Genomic DNA, 19,406 nt, shown 5'->3' with positions numbered 1-19,406 from the left:
GGGCTCCGTGCGCAAAGGTCGGGCACTCCACGCACAGCACGCCGCGGGAGGCATGTCGTCGTGGGCCTGCGTACCGGGACGCTGGACGCCGAGGCCATTACCACGACACGTAGTGCACGCCTGGATCCTGATGTTTGCGCGTAGACGGGCGGTGTCCCTGCCAAGGGGCGCCGCCCGTCTCATTGCCCCGGGCCACGAGCGTGATCAGGCCCGGGCGTCGGCGATCGACATCCCCTCGCGCGCTCCGGCCTCCCACTGGGCGCAACAGTGCAGCAGCCATGTTCTGAGGCCCTCGGGCGTGCCGCCGGCGAAGGCGGCGGCAGCGGTGCGGTACTCCGGGGCGTGGCGCAGGTGCCCGACCTCGGGCACGGCCAGCCCCTTGGGATCGAGGCCCGCGGCCACGGCCGTGAGCCGTGCCGCTGCGCGCGCGACCACACCGTTCGCGGTGGGGAAGGGGGCGAGCGCCAGCAACTCGCCGTGCACCACGGCGGCCAGCACCGGTCCGGGCACGGACGTGCCGCCCGTCAGCATGTCGGCGAGCAGCCCGAGCCGGGCGGAGATCCCCTCGGCCCGCATCGGCCTGCCGAGCTCGTCGTCGTGGCGTTCGGGAGGAACGAGATCGGCCGCTGCCACGACATGCAGGCGGGCCAGCGCTTGCAACGGCGAGGTACGCCAGACCGCCAGCAGCCGGCCGGACTCCTCGGCGACGCGAACGGCCCCGGCGAGCACCGGGCTCACGGTGTGCTCTGTTCCGGGGGCACCACCGTGAAGATCGACACCCCCCAGCGGGGCGCCGTCGAGGGCGGCTGAGGCCCGCGCGGCCCGCATGCTCGCCTCCGCCGCGCCTGCCGGCCACCCGCGCCGGTTGACCGGATGGTTGTGCACCGCCACCAGCGCGTCCCGGGCCCTCGTCACGGCGTCCTGGACGCCGGGCAGACCGAGCAGCGGAGCGAGCGGATCGGCGGTCGTGGGCACACCGGCATGGTGCCACCGCCGGGCGCCCGTTCCGCGTCTCGGGGCCCGTCGTGCCTGGCTGCCGGGCGGCGCGGGAGATCGGGATCAACCTGGACAGACTGGCGATGCGGCGGCTCGGAGAGGCCGCTAGCGTCGTGCTACGCACGAGGAGCCGGGCAGTGACCGCCCGGCGTGAGGCGCCCACTATCAGGAGGGCATTCATGGCCGACGAATCGACTCAAGCCACGCTGAGCAACCTGTCCACCGAGAGTCGGAGCTTCCCTCCGAGCGAGGAGTTCGCGGCGCAGGCCAATGCGACGGCCGAGTGGTACGACCGGGGCGCGGCCGACCGCGAGGCTTTCTGGGCCGAGCAGGCCGACCGGTTGCACTGGCACCAGAAGTGGGATCGGGTCCTGGAGTGGGATGCGCCGTTCGCGAAGTGGTTCGTGGGCGGCAAGCTGAACGTCGCCTACAACTGCGTCGACCGGCATGTCGAGGACGGTCACGGTGAGCAGGTCGCCTTCCACTGGGAGGGCGAGCCGGGTGACACCCGCACGATCACCTACGCGGATCTCAAGAGTGCGGTCTGCAAGGCGGCCAACGCGCTGGCCGAGTTGGGTGTGGGGGAGGGTGACCGGGTGGCGATCCAGCTCCCGATGATCCCCGAGGCTGCGATCGCGATGCTGGCGTGTGCGCGGCTGGGCGCGGCGCACAGTGTGGTTTTCGGTGGGTTCTCGCCGGGGGCGTTGCGTTCGCGGATCGAGGATGCGCAGGCGAAGCTGCTGATCACCTCGGATGGGCAGTTCCGGCGTGGCAAGCCCGCGCCGATGAAGGAGAACACCGACGAGGCGGTCAAGGACACGCCGTCGATCGAGCACGTGCTGGTGGTGAAGCGCACCGAGACCGATGTGCCCTGGACCGAGGGCCGCGACATCTGGTGGCACGACATCGTCGAGCGGCAGTCCGACGAGCACGAGGCCCAGCCCTTCGACGCCGAGCACCCGCTGTACATCCTCTACACCTCGGGCACCACCGGGAAGCCGAAGGGCATCCTGCACACCTCGGGTGGCTACCTGACGCAGGCCGCTTACACCCACAACGTGGTCTTCGACCACAAGCCGGGGGAGAGCGTCTACTGGTGCACGGCCGACATCGGCTGGGTCACCGGGCACACCTACATCGTTTACGGTCCGTTGGCCAACCGGGCGACGTCGGTGATGTATGAGGGCACGCCTAACACCCCGCACGAGGGCCGGCACTGGGAGATCATCCAGAAGTACGGGGTCTCGATCTACTACACCGCTCCCACGTTGATCCGGACGTTCATGAAGTGGGGCAAGGAGATCCCGGAGAAGTTCGATCTCTCGTCGCTGCGCGTGCTGGGCAGTGTGGGTGAGCCGATCAACCCCGAGGCCTGGATGTGGTACCGGGAGAACATCGGCAAGGACAACTGCCCGATCGTCGACACGTGGTGGCAGACCGAGACCGGCGCGATCATGATCTCGCCGTTGCCCGGCGTCACCGCCACGAAGCCCGGGTCGGCCATGCGTCCGTTGCCGGGGATCGGCGCCACGATCGTGGACGAGGGTGGTACGCCGGTGGAGCACGGCAACGGTGGCTACCTGGTGCTCGACGAGCCGTGGCCGGCGATGTTGCGGGGCATCTGGGGTGATGAGGAGCGTTACCGGGAGACCTACTGGTCGCGGTTCGCCGACCAGGGCTACTACTTCGCCGGTGATGGCGCGAAGTACGACGACGACGGTGCGTTCTGGCTGCTGGGCAGGGTCGATGACGTGATGAACGTGTCGGGCCACCGGATCTCCACCACGGAGGTGGAGTCGGCGCTGGTCAGCCACCCCACGGTGGCCGAGGCGGCGGTCGTGGGTGCGTCGGACCCGACCACGGGGCAGGGGATCGTCGCGTTCGTCATCCTGCGGGGCAACGTCGCGCAGGACGAGGCGAAGGGCGCCGACGCGATCAAGGCACTGCGTGATCACGTGTCCAAGGAGATCGGGCCCATCGCGAAGCCGCGCCAGATCATGGTCGTGGACGAGTTGCCCAAGACCCGCTCCGGCAAGATCATGCGCAGGCTCCTGCGCGACGTGGCGGAGAACCGCGAGATCGGGGACGTCACGACGCTCGCCGACTCCTCCGTCATGGACCTCATCTCCGAGGGCCTCAAGAGCGGCAAGTCGGAGGACTGACCGGCCGGTTACCGGCCCGGTGGCGACGCCACCGGGCCGGCCCGCGCCGACCGTCCCCACTGGACGATCGGCACATCCGTCCCGACCTATCGGACGAGAGCGCCGCTCGTAGCCCCGAGCCTTGGGCTCGGCTTCGCCGCGCCCTCATCCCGGTCCGGTCGGCCACCCCGCAGACTTCGCCGCGGGACTGGCAATGCTTCTAACTTCAGTCCGGCAGTCTCCCCGGGCTCGTCAGGCCCGCTCCGCGGACGTGGCTGTTGACGTTGCCGCGGGGCTGACTGACCTGGCTTCTCGCCGGCCCGCTCCGGCTCGGTAGGCCCCTCCGCGGAGGTTGCCGCAGGGCCCCACCTCCCGGTTTCGGTCGGCCTCTGTCCGGCGCGGTAGTTCGCGCCGGTGCAGTTGCCGCGCTGCCGCCTCTCCTGGCTTCGCCGCGGTCTCTCTCCGACCCGGTAGGCCGCTCCGTGGGCGTCGCCGTTGGCATTCATTGCCGCGCGCCAACCGTCCTGGCTTCGCCCAGGCCTCCCATACCCGGCTGAGCCGGCTCTGTCGACGTTGCCGCTTCCGCGGCTGCTCGCCGGAGGCTGCCGCCTTCTCGCGGGCTCTTGCGGCCGGCGCCGGTCGCTGCCGCGTAGTCGCGCCCGGGCCTCCACCCGCCCTCCCGTGCGCTCGGGACCGACCCTGTCCCGGGCCTCCGTCGCCGAACTGCAGGACGAAGTGGCCGAATCACGCCTAATTCGGACAATTAGCTATGGTAAAGGGACTGCCAAGTCCAGCTTGATCTTGGGTAAAAAATGCGCCGTTGGGCCATTTGGCGACAACAAAATCTAGACAAGGAGTCATACCGTATGCAGTATGTGAACCACCCCCGCAGCGGCGACAGGAGGAGATGCGTCACATGTCTCAGCTGGTCCCCGAGTTAGTCCTGCGGACGTTCGACGCCGCCCGTCGACCACGAGCGGTGGCTCTGCCGGTTCCCTGACGCCTCGCCCTGTCAGCCGGTCTACCTGCGTCTTTGCTAGCAAGACGCTGTCGGCATGGCAGGACCGGCGGGAGCCTACAACCAGCACTAAGGGAGCTGCAGCGCGGTCCACCCGCTCTGCTTGCTCGGTCGGTGGTGCGCGAATTCGGGTGCGTTGCCAGCCGGCCAATTGATGGAAGACACGACAAGTGGTCGGGTCCATCCTCCCTTCTCGTCAAAGGAGACGACGTGACTGTCGCGGATCGTGAAATAACCGACTCCAACGGGCGCGTCTACCGCGTCGGGATACCGGCGGAACAAATACTTGGGCGCTCGCGCAAGTGGATGATGTGGTTGCCGTGGGCGTCCATGTTCGGGGTCAGCGTCTTCGAATACGGCTACGGCGCCGCGGAGAGCACCCTCGAGGACGTACACGGTTGGTCGCTCGGGCAGGCCTTCTGGCTAGTCAGCATCTGGACGGTGTTCCAGGCGGGAGTCGCGTTCCCAGCCGGACGGCTTCGCGAGAAGGGCATCGTCTCGGCCCGGACCGCCATGCTCACCGGTGCCGTCATGGTGTTCGCGGCGTTCGTCGTGCTCGGCCTGACAAGCAACCTCGTGTTGAACTTCCTGTTCTACTCGGTCATCGGCGGGACCGGCGCCGGTCTCGTGTACGCCACGTCGATCAACATGGTCGGAAAGTGGTTCCCCGAGAAGCGGGGCGGGAAGACGGGGTTCGTCAACGGTGCCTTCGCCTACGGCGCAGTGCCGTTCATCTTCGTCTTCAGCTACGCGTTCAACGAAAGCAACTTCACGCTCGTCCTCACCCTCATCGCCCTGTACATGCTGGTGGTCGTCGGTATCAGCGGTTTCCTGTTCAAGGACCCGCCCAAGAACTGGTGGCCCCACGACGTCGACCCGCTCGAGTGGGCAGCGAGCCCCAAGTCCGCTCGTAGCCTGGCCAAGAACCCACCGGCCGTGAAGCAGTACGGCCCGATGGAGGCGATCAAGACCGGTCAGCTCCCGCTGATGTGGTTCGCGCTGGCGATCATCGGCGGCGTGTCGCTGTTCGGGATCGGCTACCAGGTCGACTTCGCGAAGGAAGTTGGCTTCGGCCCGTTCATCGCCGCGTCCTCGGCGGGTGTGCTCTCGATCGTCAACGGCTTCGGCCGTGGGTTCGTCGGATGGCTCTCCGACCAGATCGGGCGCAAGGAGTCGCTCATCATCGTGCTGGTGGTCGAGGGAGTCGCGCAGTTCGGCCTGCTCTGGGGCGGGGACACGCACAACGAGGCGCTCTTCATCTTCTTCGCCTTCCTCGCAGGCCTCGGTGGTGGAGCGTTCTTCCCGATGTTCGCCTCGCTCACCCCCGACTACTTCGGCGAGAACAACAACGCGACCAACTACGGGCTCGTCTACAGCTCCAAGCTGGTCAGCGGCCTCTTCGGGCTCGGCGTGGCGTCCTGGGTGGTCTCGACATGGGGCTACAACGGGGCGTACACGATCGCCGGTGCCATCGCGTTCCTCTCCGCGGTGATCTCGCTGTTCCTCCGGCAGCCCGGTCGCGGCGCACGAGAGCGCGCGGCGTCCAACTCCGCCCTCGGTTCGTCCGCTCCCCACGCGGTGGCCGATGGGGGCCGGGCCTGACCCGACCCGGTGCCGATGGAATGGATCGGGCGAGCTGCCGGGTGCTGCCGGTGGCTCGCCCGGTCCGGTCGGTGACCTACCGGGCCTGTCGGCCCGTGTGAGACGAAATGGAGATCGCTGGTGAATCGCTCGAGGTGCATGGCCCGCCACAGGGCGCTCCCCGCGCCCCAGGTATCGCTATGAGCAGCGAGGAGCTGCTGCGGCGGCACGAGGCAGGCGGCGGCCGGCTCGCCGCGTCGAACGCTCGGGGCGCGGCGGCCGCACCTGGGCTGCGCACCGTCGTGGTGACGTGCATGGACACCCGAATCGACGTCCAGGCCCTGTTCGGCCTGGGGCTGGGTGAGGTGCACACGCTGCGGAACGCGGGCGGGGTGGTGACCGACGACGTGGTGCGTTCGGTGGTGGTCAGCCAGCGGAAGCTGGGAACGCGTGAGGTGCTGGTGGTGGCCCACAGCCGGTGTGGGATGGCCACGTTCAGCGACGACGACTTCGCGGAGGAGCTCGCGTCGGAGGTGGGGATGCGTCCACTGTGGCGGACGTACGCCTTCGTGGATCCCGCTGTGGACGTGCAGCGGGGTGTGGAACGCCTGCGACGTGATCCGTTCCTGCTGCCGGAGACGGTCGTCCGCGGTTTCGTGCTCGACATCGAGAGCTTCGCCCTCACCGAGGTCGGTGGCGACGAGCCCGCAGGCCTGGCCGGCGTCAGGGACTCGGCCTGACATGACGCACGCAGCGACCGCCCCCGAAAGCCGAACTGCCCGCCCCGGGTTACGGGACGGGCAGCGGGAGCGGACGTCTGCGGCGTCAGCCGGCGGACTTGCTGGTGGGCTCCGGCACCTCCTCGGCCGGGTCGTCGCCGTCCTTGGCGGTGGTCGGGTCGGCGGCCGCGTTCTCCGCGGCGGCGTCCTTGCGGGACTTGGCGAGGCTGGCCACGGTGGTGATCGCCAGCGTGCCGACGATGACCAGCAGCGACGCCCAGATCGGCACCTCGGGGGCCCACGAGACACCGTGGTGGTGCATCGCCTCGAAGATCAGCTTGAAGCCGATGAAGGCCAGGATGATCGCGAGGCCCTTGCTCAGGTACACCAGCCGGTCGAGCAGGCCACCGATGAGGAAGAACAGCTGCCGCAGCCCCATCAGTGCGAATGCGTTGGCGGTGAATACCAGGTACGGCTCCTGGGTGAGTCCGAAGATCGCCGGGATGGAGTCGACCGCGAAGAGAAGGTCGGTGGTACCGATCGCGACCATCACGATGAGCATCGGCGTGACGAGCCGGCGCCCGTCGACCTTGGTGGTGAGCGAAGCACCCTGGTACTCGGTGGTCGACGGGACGACCCGGCGAACGGCGCGCAGAACGCGGTTCTCCTGGAACTCCTCGTCCTCGTCGGAGTGCCGGATGAGCTTCCAAGCGGTGTAGATGAGGAATGCGCCGAAGAGGTAGAACATCCAGTCGAAACGGGAGATGGCCTCGGCGCCGAGCGCAATGAAGATGCCGCGCAGGAGCAGAGCCAGAACGATCCCGATGAGCAGCACCTTCTGGCGGTACTGCCGCGGCACGGCGAATCTGCTCATGATCAGGACGAAGATGAACAGGTTGTCCACCGACAGCGAGTACTCGGTGATCCAGCCGGCGAAGAATTCACCTCCGTACTGCGGCCCGGTGAAGGCCAGTACACCGAGCCCGAAGATGACAGCGAGAGCGACGTAACAACAGACCCAGATCGTCGACTCCCGCATCGACGGATCACGTGGATTGCGGGCGACCAGATAGAAGTCGAAGGCGATGATGGCCACGAACGCGCCTATCGTCGCGAGCCAGGCCCAGAACGGAACACTCATCTCTCTCCTCGGAAATCGGCGGTCGACGGTCGAAGTGCCGCGGCGGAACCGTGGCCGGATCGACCCGGCCCCGCCGCGGCACTGCGGTCACGAGGACCGTCGGGACCGCGCCCGTGCAGCGCCGGACGACGACGCCGCAGCACGCGGACGATCGCGACCGGTGTTGCGCCGGGCGCGCTTGCTCTCCCGTGCCTCCCACATCGCGCTTGCCTGCTTCACGTAGACAGCGAACATGGTTCGGGCGGCGGGATTGTGATCCTGGATGCGCATGAGCCAATGCGGCGCGATCCGCTCGTGGAGCCAGATGAAGCCGATCGCATAACCCATGCTGACGAGAGCCTGGAAGAGCAGGAACGTCAGAACGTCGCTCGGCGGCGCGAAACTTCCGCCGAGCAGCGCGGGCGTCACCGTCTCATGCACGAGGCGCGAGAGGGGGAAGCCCAGCATCCAGTAGATCGCCACGGGCGCGAAGACCCCCGGCCGGAACCAGCCGGTGGCGGCGATCGCCCCGTAGCCGGCTCCCAGCAGTGCAAGCGGAACACCGAGGGTCAGTGCCCCGACCGCGGCCCACCCGATGGGATGGCCGACGGCCGCTACGAGCAGACCGACCACGGCACCCGACGCAGCTCCGATCGCCGCACCCGGTACCCCGAGCTCCGCGAGCTGCAGCACTCTGGTTTTGGACATGTCAGTCCAGCACCGCGCCGAAGCGGATCAGGCTGTAGAACAGCGAGCCCAGGTAGAACACCGCGCCGAAGCCGATCACCAGGTTCGTCCACAGTTTCGGACGGATCGGCTTGGGCAGCAACCGGTTGTTCACCAGCAGCAATACGACGCAGTAGGCGCCCATGGCGAACGCGGAGAGGAACGCCAGGACGTCCAGGATCGCTGCCGGACCGTCGGCCGGGCCCCAGAGCAGGATGACGATCCCGAAGAGGATCACGCCCCACAGGAAGCCGGCGTAGAGGTGCGCCATCCGGAACCGCTTCGCGCCCGGCACGAAGTGGTAGGTCATGTCCGACTGTCCACGGGAGAACGAGTCGAACAGGCCCAGGGTGGCGTTGAGGCCGATCAGGGCGATGAAGCCCATGAAGACCGAACCCAGCGCCGGCACCCCGACGGAGGCGATCGACGAGGACATCGCCGCGAGAGCTGCCTCCCGCTCACCATCCCGGAGCAGGTTGACGACATCCGGGCTCTGCCGGGCCGCGACCTGTGCGATGACGGTGAACGAGATCGTGACGAGCATCGTGATGCCCCAGAACAGCAGCAGGGCGTCGAACGTCACCCAGCGGCGCCAGCCCTTCCACTTGCGCATCTCGTCGGCGTCTTCGGTGTCGAACATGAAGCCGCGCGACGGCATGATCTCCTCGTCGCCGGAGTGGCGCAGACCACGCAGCTTCGGGATGTGCGCGCCCATGCCGGCGCCCTTGTCGCGCAGGTGCAGCGTGTACCACATCTGCTGCATGCCGGACGGACCGGCGAACGCGATCGCACCGACCACCACCGGGAACCAGGCGGCCGTGAGGGCCTCCTCGGGCAGGTACCCGAAGGCGAACATGCCGGTGATCGTGCTGGCCAGGTCGCCCCAGGAACCCACGAGGGAGGCGATGATCGCGGTGCCGAGCACGAGCACGCCGATCAGGATCGACAGCACGCTCTCGAGCAGGTTGTAGATGAACTTGGCCAGCGTGAACACCGTGCCGACCAGGAGCATCCCGACAATCGCGGCAACCTGCCATGGAACGCCCGTTACGGCTTCGAAAGCGGACGCTCCGGCCGAAAGGTGACCCGGCCAGATGTAGATGAGTATTGCGATGGTAAAGAAGAACCACATGATCGGTTTGAACACACGGGCAGCGCCTGTGAATATGCTCTCACCGGTTGCCATGGCGTACCGGGCCATTTCCAGCAGTACAATGGCCTGGATGGTCACGCCGATCAGGAACAGCCAGCGGATCTCTGGCCCGAACAGGAGAACGAGCCGGGGCCACATGTAGGACTCGCCCATGCCCACACCGAGCGCGACGAGGAAGACCGTCGGGCCGAGGATGTGGACTGAGGGCGGAGCTTCCGGCAGTTTGCGGATGGGCATCGGCTCGAGGCCACCCGCATGCCAGACGCGTTCGCCGGTAGCGTCAGTTGCGTACCCGGTTGTGGCGCCAGGCTGTCTTGATGTAGTCACTTTTGTGGACCTTCCGATTGGTGCTTCGTACGGCCTATCGCCCCTCGCCATGGCCTCCTTGTCGTGACGATGCGGCGACGGTCGGCCCGGCAGGCTGTCCCTGGAGGGTGGGCGAGATCCCCCAGGGGACGCCGGCCGGGCCGACCGTCCCGTACCCGGTCCGGCGCTGGGGCCGTGACCGGTTCGAGCCGGCCCCCGGAAGGGCCGGCCCGAAGACCTTTCAGATCAGTCCGGCGCTCCTGGCCCAGCGGTACTTCGCTCCCAGAACGGCGACGGGCTTCTCAGTGGTGTAGGGGTACGCGACAACTCCGTGCTGGTAGAGGTAGTCGCTGGCTTCCTCGACCTCGACGTCTCCCGCGAGGGACGCCACGACCGGCTTCTCGATGCCCTTCGCCCGAGCCTCGGCCACCACGCGAGCGGTGAGCTCGGCGAAGACCATCGGCGGGGTGACGATCGTGTGCCAGTAGCCGAGGATCAGGGCGTGGATCCGGTCGTCCTCGAGACCGAGCCGGATCGTGGCCTCGTACGTCGAGGGCGGCTCCCCACCGGTGATGTCGATCGGGTTGCCCGACGCGCCGAACGGCGGGATGAACGCCTTGAAGGCCTCGTCGAGGTCCTTCGGCATCTCCATCAGCGACAGGCCGTTCTCGACCACCGCGTCGGAGAGCAGCACACCCGAGCCACCGGCGCCGGTGATGATGACGACGTTCTCACCCTTGGGAGTGGGCAGCACCGGGATGCCCCGGGCGAACTCCAGCATGTCGTTGAGCGAGTAGGCCCGGACCACACCCGACTGCTTGAGGATGTCGTCGTAGACCTTGTCGTCGCCGGCGAGAGCACCGGTGTGCGAGCTGGCCGCCTTGGCACCCAGCGCCGTACGTCCGGCCTTCAGCACGACCACCGGCTTCTTCTTGGTGATCCGCTGCGCCGCCTCGACGAAGGCCCGGCCGTCCTTCAGGTCCTCGAGGTGCATCGCGACGATGTTGGTGTCGGGGTCCTGCTCGAAGTAGGTGAGCAGGTCGTCCTCGTCCAGGTCGGACTTGTTGCCGAGTCCGACGATCGCCGAGACACCCATTTTGCTGGTGCGGCTGAACCCGAGGATCGCCATGCCGATGCCGCCGGACTGCGAGGTGAGGGCGACACCGCCCTTGACGTCGTAGGGCGTGCAGAACGTCGCACAGAGGTCCTGCGGCGTGTAGTAGTAGCCGTAGATGTTCGGCCCGAGCAGGCGCACCCCGCCCTCGCGGGCGATCTGGACGATCTCGTCCTGGAGCTCGTGGTTGCCCGTCTCCGCGAAACCGGAGGGGATCAGCACGGCGGCCGGGATGTTCTTCTCGCCCACCTCGCGCAGCGCCTGCGGCACGAACTTCGCCGGCACCGTGAACACGGCCACGTCGACGTCACCGGGCACGTCGCCGATGTTCTTGTAGGCCTTGCGCCCCAGGATCTCGTCGGCCTTGGGGTTGATGGGGTAGATCTCGCCTGCGTAGCCCCCGTTGATGAGGTTCTTCATCACGGAGTTGCCGATCTTGCCGTCCTCGGCCGACGCGCCGATGACCGCGACCGCCTTCGGCCGCATCATCCGGCTCATCGTGGCCAGGATCTCCTCCTGGCTGTAGCGCACCGGCTCGGCGTGCTCGGCGTTGTCCAGCAGGATCCGCACGTCGGCGGCGGACGCGCCGTCGGGCCGCGCGAACACCGGGTTCAGGTCGAACTCGCTGATCTGCGGGAAGTCGGTGACGAGGTCGGACAGCCGCGTGATGACGTCGGCGAGCGCGTCGGCGTCCACCGCCTCACCGCCGCGGACACCGCGGAGGATCTCGGCGGCCTTGATGCCGTCCAGCATCGAGATCGCGGTGGCGTGGTCGACCGGCGCGAGCCGGAACGTGACGTCCTTGAGCACCTCGACGAGCACACCGCCGAGGCCGAAGATGATCACCTTGCCGAACGTGGGGTCCGTGGTGGCCCCGATGATCACTTCCTGGCCGCCGCTCAGCATCTGCTGGACCTGGATGCCATCGATACTGGCGTCGGCGTTGTAGGCCTTGGCGTTGGCGATGATCTCGTCGAAGGCGCCGCGCACCGCGTCGTCGCCCGAGATGCCGATCTTGACGCCGCCGGCCTCGGTCTTGTGCAGGATGTCCGGGGAGACGATCTTCATGGCGACCGGGCCGCCGAGCTCTCCGGCCAGTCGCACCGCCTCGTCGGCCGTGCCGGCGAGACCCTCACCGGGGGTCGGGATCCCGTAGGCCTCGCACACGCGGCGGCCCTCGGGAGCGGTCAGCGAGTCGCGGCCCTCCGCGCGGGCCTTGTCGAGGACCTCGCGTACCGCGTCTTTGTCGTAGGCCACGCTCTCGTTGGCCATATTCAGATCACTCCTTGCGTCTTGAGCTCAGCGAAGCGCTCCGGGGCGAGTCCCAGTTCGCGCACGTACACGTCCTCGTTGTGCTCCCCGAGCAGTGGCGAGGTCTCCACCTTCACCGGGGAGTCGGACAGCTTGATCGGGCAGCCGACCGTCTTGAAGGCGCCCCGCTCCGGGTGGTCGACGGTGACGACCATGTTGTTGTCGGCGAGGGAGGCGTCCTCGATGATCTCCTTGGTCGACAGGATCGGGCCACATGGCACGTTCAGAGCGTTCAGCTCCGCGAGCGCGTCCCACTTCGAAAGGCGGGACGACCACTCCTCGATCAGCTGGAACATCTTGTCGAGCTTGTTCAGCCGCGCCGCAGGGGTGGCCCACTCCGAGTCCTCGGCGAGCTCGGGCCGGCCGATGAGGTTGGCGATGGGAGCCCAGCCCGGAGGCTGCACGATTACGTAGATGTAGTCGTTGGGGCCGCCGGGGCTGCACTTCACCGCCCAGCCGGGCTGGCCCCCACCGGAGGCGTTGCCCGAGCGCGGCACCTCGTCGGTGAACGACTCGTTCGGGTACTCGTTGAGCGGGCCATGCTCGAGCCGCTGCTGGTCGCGCAGCTTCACCCGGCACAGGTTGAGCACGGCGTGCTGCATCGCCACGGTGACGCGCTGGCCGCGACCCGTGGTGTTGCGCTGCACCAGCGCCGCGAGGATGCCGGCGACGGCGTGCATGCCGGTGCCGGAGTCACCGATCTGGGCTCCGGTGGCCAGCGGCGGCCCGTCCTCGAACCCCGTGGTGGCCATCGAGCCGCCCATGGCCTGGGCGACCACCTCGTACGCCTTGTAGTGGGTGTAGGGACCCTCGCCGAAGCCCTTGATCGAGGCGTAGACCAGCCGGGGGTTGATCTCCTGGAGGCGGTCCCAGGTGAATCCCATCCGGTCGACCGCGCCCGGGCCGAAGTTCTCGACCAGGACGTCGGACTTCTGGACCATCTCGATGAAGAGCTTCTTGCCTTCCTCGCTCTTCATGTTGAGCGTGATGCTGCGCTTGTTGCAGTTCAGCATCGTGAAGTAGAGGCTGTCGACGTCGGGAATGTCCCTCAGCTGCTGACGGGTGATGTCCCCGGTCGGCGCCTCGAGCTTGACCACATCGGCGCCGAGCCAGGCGAGGATCTGCGTCGCCGACGGCCCGGACTGCACATGGGTCATGTCGAGAACGCGGATTCCGTCTAGTGCGCTCATTCGTATACTCCCCGGGGATCTGCAGTGATCACTTGTACATGGTCTGGTTCATGGTTCCCGGGGCGTAGACCTCCGGGTCGACCCAGACATTGATGAGGGACGGCAAGCCCGACTCGCGGGCTCGCTGGAGTGCAGGGGCGATGTCGGCGGGGTCGCGGACCTCTTCGCCATAACCTCCGAGCATCGTGGCGAACTGGTCGTATTTGACGTTGCCGAGTGTGTTGCCCACGCGGCCCCGGTTCTCGCCGTACTTCTGGATCTGCCCGTAGCGGATCTGGTTCATCGACGAGTTGTTGCCGACGATGCCGACGAACGGGAGGTTGAAGCGAACCAGGGTCTCGAAGTCCCAGCCGGTGAGGCTGAAGGCGCCGTCGCCGAAGAGGGCGACGACCTCCTTGTCGGGACGGGCGTGCTTGGCGGCCATCACGAACGGGATGCCGACGCCGAGGGTGCCCAGGGGGCCGGGGTCCATCCAGTGGCCGGGGGCCTTGGGCTGCACCACCTGGCCGGAGAAGGTGACGATGTCACCGCCGTCGCCGATGTAGATCGAGTCCTCCGTGAGGAACTCGTTGATCTCGTGCACGAGCCGGTACGGGTCGATCGGCATGGCATCGGAGCGCTGGCGGGGGAGGCGCTTCTCGTACGCGGCGGTCTCGAACGCCCGCAGCTCGTCGATCCAGGCCTTCCGCTTGGCCGCGCCGGTGGTGATGCGGCCCGAGGAAGCGGCCGTAGTGGCCCCCAGGATCGCGCCCACGTCGCCGACGAGGCCGAGGTCGATGTCGCGGTTCTTGCCGACCGTGCGGTAGTCCAGGTCGATCTGAACGACCTTGGCCGTGGGGGAGAGCCGCCGGCCGTAGCCCATCCGGAAGTCGAACGGCGTGCCGACGATGATGATGAGGTCGGCCTCGTTGAACGCGTGGCGGCGGGCCAGCTGGAAGTGCATCGGGTCCTTCGGGGCGAGGGTGCCCCGGCCGGCGCCGTTCATGAACGCCGGGATGTCGAGGGTGCGGACGAACTCGATGGCGGCGTCGGTGGCCCGGCAGGTCCACACCTGGTTGCCCAGGAGGACGCACGGCCTCTCGGACTGCGCGATGAGGTCGGCGAGCCGCTCGATGGCGGCGGGGTCGCCGACGGACCTGGCGGAGGCGCGATAGGACCCCGGCTTGGGCAGGCGGGCCTGCTCATAGGGCACGTGGGCGTCGAGGACGTCGCGTGGGATCTCGAGGAACGACGGGCCGGGGGCTCCGTTGAAGCACTCGCGGAAGGCCATCGACACCATGTCCGCGACGCGGGCCGTGTGGGGGACCGTGGCCGCGAACTTTGTGATCGGCGTCATGATGTCGACGTGGGGGAGATCCTGCAGCGAGCCCATCTTGTGCTGGCTCAGTGCGCCCTGGCCCCCGATGAGCAGCATCGGGCTCTCCGCGCGTAGCGCGTTGGCGACGCCGGTCACGGCGTCGCTGGTGCCCGGGCCGGCGGTGACGACCGCGCAGCCGGGCTTGCCGGTGATGCGCGCATAGCCGTCGGCGGCGTGGGCCGCAACCTGCTCGTGACGTACGTCGATGACCTCGATGCCCTCATCGACACAGCCGTCGTAGATGTCGATAATGTGACCGCCGCAGAGGGTGTAGACCGTATCCACGCCCTCGGCCTTGAGTGCCTTCGCGACCAGGTGGCCGCCGGAGATCGTCTCGGGTGCGATCGCCGCATCGCTCACCCCGTGGCGTTGAGCGCTCGCGGGGATCGTCTGCGTCATGGCGATGCACCTCCTCGTCGTCTCGCCACTCGGCCAGCGGCTGGTTCCATACTGCATACGGTATGGGTGCTTTGGTACTCCTAGCTTCGTCGGATGTCCAGAGCGGGTTTCCCGACAGCCCTCGTGACCCCTGTATGTCCGTCCTGTGCCGTCTTGACGTCGCGGTTCCATACTGCATACTGAATGCACAGTCGCCGAGGACGGGAGCTCGACGTGAAGGTTGCTGTGCTGGGTGCCGGTGCGATCGGCGCGTATGTAGGAGCGAGCCTCAGTCGGGCGGGTGTCGACGTACACCTGGTCGCCCGCGGCGAGCACCTCAAAGCGCTCCGAGCCAACGGAGTCCAGGTACTGAGTCCCCGCGGTGACTTCACCGCCCATCCCCACGCAACGGACGATCCCGGCGAGATCGGGCCCGTCGACCACGTGTTCCTGGGGTTCAAGGCCAACGCCTACGCAGCGGCCGGCCCCATGATCAAGCCGTTGCTGCACGACAGCACCAGCATCATCGCCGCTCAGAACGGGATCCCGTGGTGGTACTTCCACCGCCTTCCCGGACAGTTCGAGGGCCACCGCATCGAGAGCGTCGACCCGGACGGAGCGGTTACGGCCGCGCTCGACCTGGATCGGGCCATCGGTTGCGTGGTCTACGCCGCCACGGAGATCGAAGCTCCCGGCGTCGTACGGCATCTGGAGGGCACGCGGTTCTCCATCGGGGAACCCGACGGCAGCATCTCTGCGCGCTGCACGGAGTTCGCCGAGGCGATGGTGGCCGGCGGCCTCAAGTGTCCGGTCGAGGCCGACCTGCGTTGCGACATCTGGATCAAGTTGATGGGCAACATCGCCTTCAACCCGCTCAGCGCGCTCACCAGGGCGACGATGGCCGGGATCTGCCGCCACCAGGGCACCCGCGCCCTTGTGGCTCAGATGATGGAGGAGACCCTCGAGGTCGCCCACCGGGTGGGCAGCTACCCCGAGATCTCCGTGGAGAAGCGTCTCGCCGGCGCAGAGCGCACCGGCGAGCACAAGACCTCCACGCTTCAGGACCTGGAGCGTGGACGCCCGATGGAGCTCGACGTGCTCCTGACCGCTGTGGTGGAGCTCGCCGATCTCACCGGCGCCGAGGTCCCCACTCTCCGGGCGATCACCGCTGTTGCCGACCTGCTCAACCAGCAGGTGGCCGCGGCGTCCTGACAGGTCCACGCCCAGAGGCCGCCGGCGGGTGAACAGCCTGCCGGCGGCCGGCGCGTCTCCAGGCCCGAAGCGCACGAACGGCACTCCCGATCAGGTCGGCGGGAGTGCCGTTTCTGTATTCCGGGGCCGGCCGGTGTGCGCACTGCGATGCCCTGAATATGCAGAAACGGCCTCCTCGCCGGTTCTGCCGGGAGGTGGCCGTTCTGCGCCTGGGGGCCTCAGTCGTCCAATGGCACCAGCTCGGGCGCGGGCTCGAACTCGTTGATGGTGTTCAGGGACCGGCTAATCGCGGCGTTGGCCTCCCGCTCCACCATGACCTCGACGAGGACCGGCAGTTGCTGCGCCTCCGACTCGAGCGCCGCCCAGCTCAGCGCGTCGGCGATATCGCCGGGCTGCTCGACGCGTCGCGCCGGGCAGCCGAAGGCATCCATGAGCTTGACGTGATCGATCCCGCCCTTGCCGTGACGCGGATCGACGGCGTTGTTGACCATGACGATGACGAACGGAATCTTGTGCTGGGCGGCGCCCGCGATCTCTTCCATGAGGAACTGGAAGGAATGGTCGCCGACCACGGCGACAACCTGTTCATCCGGGAGCGCACTTTTGACGCCGATTGCGGCGGGCACCTCCCAACCGAGCGGGCCGGGGCGGCCGCACACCATGTGGCGGCGCGGTTTGAACGTCTGCTGGAATTGGCCGGACCAGATCTCGTACAGGCCGATCGCAGTGACGAACGTGGTGTCGGGCCCGAACGACCGGTTGATCTCCCGGAACACGCGCGGGGGCTTGATCGGCATGTCGTCGAAGTCGTCCCGGCGCCTCAGGGTGGTACGCAGGTGCGCCACCCGTTCCACCCAAACCCCGGGCGCGTGCTGCGGCGACGAGCGCCGGGCGTGGTCGCGCATGGCGGCCAAGGTCGGCTTCGCGTGCCCGACGATCCCCAGGTCCGGCTCGAACACCTTGCCGATCTGTGTCGGCTCGATGTCGACGTGGATGAACTTCCGTCCGTGCCGGTAGGTCTGCAGGTCGCCGGTGTGGCGGTCGCAGAACCGCGCTCCGACCGCGAGCACGAGGTCGCTCTCGAGAAATGTGGCGTTGCCCCAGGGGGTCTGCGTCTGCAGCCCCGCCATGCCGGCGAACAGCGGGTGGTGCTCCGGGAACGCTCCCTTGCCCATCAGCGTGACCTGCACCGGCACCTGGAGGTACTCGGCGAGCTGGCGCAGCTCGTCCGACGCCTGTGCGCCGATGACCCCGCCGCCGGCGAGGATGATCGGCCGCTCGGCCTCCTGCAGCATCTGCACGGCCGCGTTGATCGGCTGCGCCCGTGGCGCCGGTACCTCGATCGGGATCGGTGCGTCGACCTTGCGGTTGTAGAGGCAGGCGCCGCGCTGCACGTCGATCGGCAGGTCGATGAGCACCGGGCCCGGACGGCCCGAGCGGGCGATCCGGAACGCCTCACGGAACACCCACACGGCCTGGGCCGGCTCCGTGAGCCGCACGGCCCACTTCGTCACCGGCTTGGCGATCTCGACGATGTCGACGGCCTGGAACGCCTCCTGGCGCGGCGTGGCGGGCTCCGCCTGCCCCGTGATGCAGATGATCGGGATGGAGTCGGCCAGCGCCGTGGAGAGGCCGCTGATCATGTTCGTGCCGGCGGGACCGGACGTTCCGATCGTCACCCCGACCTTGCCGGTGGCTCGTGCCCACCCGTCGGCGGCGTGCGTGGCGCCTGCTTCGTGGCGCACCGTGAGGTGCTTGATCCCGCTGTTCCGCAGCGCCGCGAACAGCGGCAGGATCGCGGCGCCGGGGGTGCCGAAGACCGTGTCGACACCCTCCGACTCCATGACCGCCGCCACCGCCTCCATGCAGGGGACGACCCTGCTCGCGGTGGTTGCCATCGCTAGCCTTCCGAGTCCCCGTTCCGGTGGCCGTCGATCAGCAGTAGCCCGGGCTCGGCGTTCTCGAGCACCCCACCGGGCCCGAGAACGACCTCTTCCACGTAAGGCGATTCCGCCAGCATCGGGCCACCCATGATCCCGAGACCGGCGATCCCGACGGTCTGTGTCACACGGACTCCTCGACGGCGGCGGCGGACCGCAGGTGCCGGGGGAGCCAGCCGAAGCTGTCGGCGCTCGGCCCCACCGGCTTGTACTCGAGGCCGACGTAGCCGCGGTACTCACTCGTGGCCAGCCGGTCGAGCAGGGTGGGCCAGTCGAGGTCGCCCGTGCCCGGCTGGCCCCGGCCGGGTGGGTCGGCGATCTGGACGTGACCGAACCGGTCGGCGCGCCGCTCGATGAGCTGCTCGACCGGCTCGCCCATGCGGGCGAGGTGGTACAGATCGGCGAGGAACGCGATGTTCGGCACGTCGTGGATGACCCGCAGGTACTCGATCAGGTCCAGCGCCTCGTGCGAGGACGTGATCGGGTAGTCGGGGCTCTCGATGCTGTTGAGAGCCTCTATCACGACGGTGGCCCCGGCCCGTTCCGCGGAACGCGCGGCGAGCACGAGGTTCTCCGTGGCGATCTCGCGCTGCTCGGGCACGCTCGATTCGGGGTCCCAGTTTCCGTACAGGGCGTTGAGCACGGTGCATCCGAGCGAGGCGGCGAGGCCGACGGCCACGTCGATGTTCGCGCGGAAGCGTTCGCTGTCGGCGGGCCGGGAGAGCAGTCCCCGATCTCCCGCCGCCATGTTGCCGGCATCGAAGTTCAGGCCGACCAGCCGCGTGCCCGAGTCGAGAATCGCGTCACGCAGCTGGTCGAGATCCCGATCGGACGGCACCGGCTCCGGGAAGGGCCACCACAGCTCGACGGCGTCGAACCCGGCTGCCGCTGCCGCTGCGGGTCGCTGCAGCAGCGGTAGCTCGGTGAACAAGATGGACAGGTTGACGTCGTAACGCAATGCCATCTGGGCGGCGTCGGACATACGGCTCCTCCCGGAGTCGACGGACGTGGCGAGGACGGAGTTCGGGTCGCGGCGGCTCCGGCAGGCCTAGTGCGCCTTGATGAGCTCCCGCATGAGCGCGGCGGTCTCGCTGGGGGTCTTGCCGACCTTGACGCCCGCGGCCTCGAGAGCCTCCTTCTTGGC

General features: G+C 68.1%; 14 protein-coding genes and 1 pseudogene. 4 read left to right on the top strand and 11 right to left on the bottom strand.

The genetic code is table 11. The features are described 5' to 3' along the window. Nucleotides 1-204: 204 nt before the first annotated feature. Nucleotides 205-975, bottom strand: coding sequence for an oxidoreductase (locus ABD743_RS31390; protein WP_344726207.1), 771 nt, complete (start codon nucleotides 973-975; stop codon nucleotides 205-207). 200 nt (nucleotides 976-1,175) lie between these two features. On the opposite strand from ABD743_RS31390, the gene acs reads away from it, so the two are divergent. The 3 genes from acs to ABD743_RS31375 all read left to right on the top strand — a co-directional run bounded on the left by acs (nucleotide 1,176) and on the right by ABD743_RS31375 (nucleotide 6,476). Further along, the gene (gene acs / locus ABD743_RS31385; protein ID WP_344726205.1) at nucleotides 1,176-3,158 is read left to right on the top strand and encodes an acetate--CoA ligase; all 1,983 of its coding nucleotides are present in this window, start codon (nucleotides 1,176-1,178) and stop codon (nucleotides 3,156-3,158) included. A gap of 1,207 nt (nucleotides 3,159-4,365) precedes the next feature. Further along, entirely contained in the window at nucleotides 4,366-5,757 is a 1,392-nt protein-coding gene (locus ABD743_RS31380; RefSeq protein WP_344726203.1) for an OFA family MFS transporter, read from the top strand. A 179-nt stretch (nucleotides 5,758-5,936) separates the two neighbouring features. Beyond that, nucleotides 5,937-6,476, top strand: coding sequence for a beta-class carbonic anhydrase (locus ABD743_RS31375; protein ID WP_344726201.1), 540 nt, complete (start codon nucleotides 5,937-5,939; stop codon nucleotides 6,474-6,476). Nucleotides 6,477-6,561: 85 nt separating this feature from the next. Here ABD743_RS31375 and ABD743_RS31370 read toward each other — a convergent pair whose 3' ends face one another. The 6 genes from ABD743_RS31370 to ABD743_RS31345 form a co-directional block, all read right to left on the bottom strand. Next, a complete protein-coding gene (locus tag ABD743_RS31370; protein ID WP_344726199.1) occupies nucleotides 6,562-7,596 on the bottom strand; it encodes a TerC family protein in 1,035 nt (344 codons plus the stop codon). A gap of 87 nt (nucleotides 7,597-7,683) precedes the next feature. After that, the gene (locus tag ABD743_RS31365; protein ID WP_344726197.1) at nucleotides 7,684-8,283 is read right to left on the bottom strand and encodes a hypothetical protein; all 600 of its coding nucleotides are present in this window, start codon (nucleotides 8,281-8,283) and stop codon (nucleotides 7,684-7,686) included. A 1-nt stretch (nucleotide 8,284) separates the two neighbouring features. Further along, on the bottom strand, nucleotides 8,285-9,691 hold the full coding sequence (locus ABD743_RS31360) for an Nramp family divalent metal transporter (RefSeq protein ID WP_344726195.1): 1,407 nt from the start codon (nucleotides 9,689-9,691) through the stop codon (nucleotides 8,285-8,287). 310 nt (nucleotides 9,692-10,001) lie between these two features. Then, the gene (locus ABD743_RS31355) at nucleotides 10,002-12,146 is read right to left on the bottom strand and encodes an acetate--CoA ligase family protein (RefSeq protein ID WP_344726193.1); all 2,145 of its coding nucleotides are present in this window, start codon (nucleotides 12,144-12,146) and stop codon (nucleotides 10,002-10,004) included. A 2-nt stretch (nucleotides 12,147-12,148) separates the two neighbouring features. Beyond that, nucleotides 12,149-13,375, bottom strand: a complete 1,227-nt coding sequence (gene frc, locus ABD743_RS31350) for a formyl-CoA transferase (protein WP_344726190.1) — start codon at nucleotides 13,373-13,375, stop codon at nucleotides 12,149-12,151. Between the two features lie 28 nt (nucleotides 13,376-13,403). Next, entirely contained in the window at nucleotides 13,404-15,131 is a 1,728-nt protein-coding gene (locus ABD743_RS31345; RefSeq protein WP_344726188.1) for a thiamine pyrophosphate-binding protein, read from the bottom strand. A 213-nt stretch (nucleotides 15,132-15,344) separates the two neighbouring features. On the opposite strand from ABD743_RS31345, the gene ABD743_RS31340 reads away from it, so the two are divergent. Then, nucleotides 15,345-16,322: a 2-dehydropantoate 2-reductase gene (locus ABD743_RS31340; RefSeq protein WP_344726186.1), complete on the top strand. Its 978-nt coding sequence runs from the start codon at nucleotides 15,345-15,347 to the stop codon at nucleotides 16,320-16,322. 218 nt (nucleotides 16,323-16,540) lie between these two features. Here ABD743_RS31340 and ABD743_RS31335 read toward each other — a convergent pair whose 3' ends face one another. The 4 genes and pseudogenes from ABD743_RS31335 to ABD743_RS31320 form a co-directional block, all read right to left on the bottom strand. Further along, nucleotides 16,541-18,187: a thiamine pyrophosphate-binding protein gene (locus ABD743_RS31335; RefSeq protein WP_344726476.1), complete on the bottom strand. Its 1,647-nt coding sequence runs from the start codon at nucleotides 18,185-18,187 to the stop codon at nucleotides 16,541-16,543. Between the two features lie 35 nt (nucleotides 18,188-18,222). Next, the gene (locus tag ABD743_RS31330; RefSeq protein ID WP_344726184.1) at nucleotides 18,223-18,390 is read right to left on the bottom strand and encodes a hypothetical protein; all 168 of its coding nucleotides are present in this window, start codon (nucleotides 18,388-18,390) and stop codon (nucleotides 18,223-18,225) included. After that, nucleotides 18,387-19,244 carry a hydroxypyruvate isomerase family protein gene (locus ABD743_RS31325; protein WP_344726182.1) on the bottom strand — a complete coding sequence of 286 codons (858 nt, stop codon included), beginning with the start codon at nucleotides 19,242-19,244 and terminating at the stop codon, nucleotides 18,387-18,389. The genes ABD743_RS31330 and ABD743_RS31325 overlap by 4 nt, the downstream gene beginning before the upstream one ends. Nucleotides 19,245-19,310: 66 nt before the next feature. Beyond that, nucleotides 19,311-19,406, bottom strand: a pseudogene (locus ABD743_RS31320) (succinate--CoA ligase subunit alpha); the annotation flags it as partial.

The sequence above is a fragment of the Pseudonocardia yunnanensis genome, from assembly GCF_039534065.1.
Classification (GTDB): Bacteria; Actinomycetota; Actinomycetes; order Mycobacteriales; family Pseudonocardiaceae; genus Pseudonocardia; species Pseudonocardia yunnanensis.
Note: the sequence above shows the minus strand (reverse complement) of the source record. Positions and strands in the feature narration are given on the sequence as shown.

What these genes read in the sequence shown, in the direction of transcription:
- acs (WP_344726205.1), top strand. Translation starts at nt 1,176, where the DNA reads ATGGCCGACGAATCGACTCAAGCCACGCTGAGCAACCTGTCCACCGAG.
- ABD743_RS31375 (WP_344726201.1), top strand. Translation starts at nt 5,937, where the DNA reads ATGAGCAGCGAGGAGCTGCTGCGGCGGCACGAGGCAGGCGGCGGCCGG.
- ABD743_RS31370 (WP_344726199.1), bottom strand. Translation starts at nt 7,596, where the DNA reads ATGAGTGTTCCGTTCTGGGCCTGGCTCGCGACGATAGGCGCGTTCGTG.
- ABD743_RS31365 (WP_344726197.1), bottom strand. Translation starts at nt 8,283, where the DNA reads ATGTCCAAAACCAGAGTGCTGCAGCTCGCGGAGCTCGGGGTACCGGGT.
- ABD743_RS31360 (WP_344726195.1), bottom strand. Translation starts at nt 9,691, where the DNA reads ATGCCCATCCGCAAACTGCCGGAAGCTCCGCCCTCAGTCCACATCCTC.
- ABD743_RS31355 (WP_344726193.1), bottom strand. Translation starts at nt 12,146, where the DNA reads ATGGCCAACGAGAGCGTGGCCTACGACAAAGACGCGGTACGCGAGGTC.
- frc (WP_344726190.1), bottom strand. Translation starts at nt 13,375, where the DNA reads ATGAGCGCACTAGACGGAATCCGCGTTCTCGACATGACCCATGTGCAG.
- ABD743_RS31345 (WP_344726188.1), bottom strand. Translation starts at nt 15,131, where the DNA reads ATGACGCAGACGATCCCCGCGAGCGCTCAACGCCACGGGGTGAGCGAT.
- ABD743_RS31335 (WP_344726476.1), bottom strand. Translation starts at nt 18,187, where the DNA reads ATGGAGGCGGTGGCGGCGGTCATGGAGTCGGAGGGTGTCGACACGGTC.
- ABD743_RS31325 (WP_344726182.1), bottom strand. Translation starts at nt 19,244, where the DNA reads ATGTCCGACGCCGCCCAGATGGCATTGCGTTACGACGTCAACCTGTCC.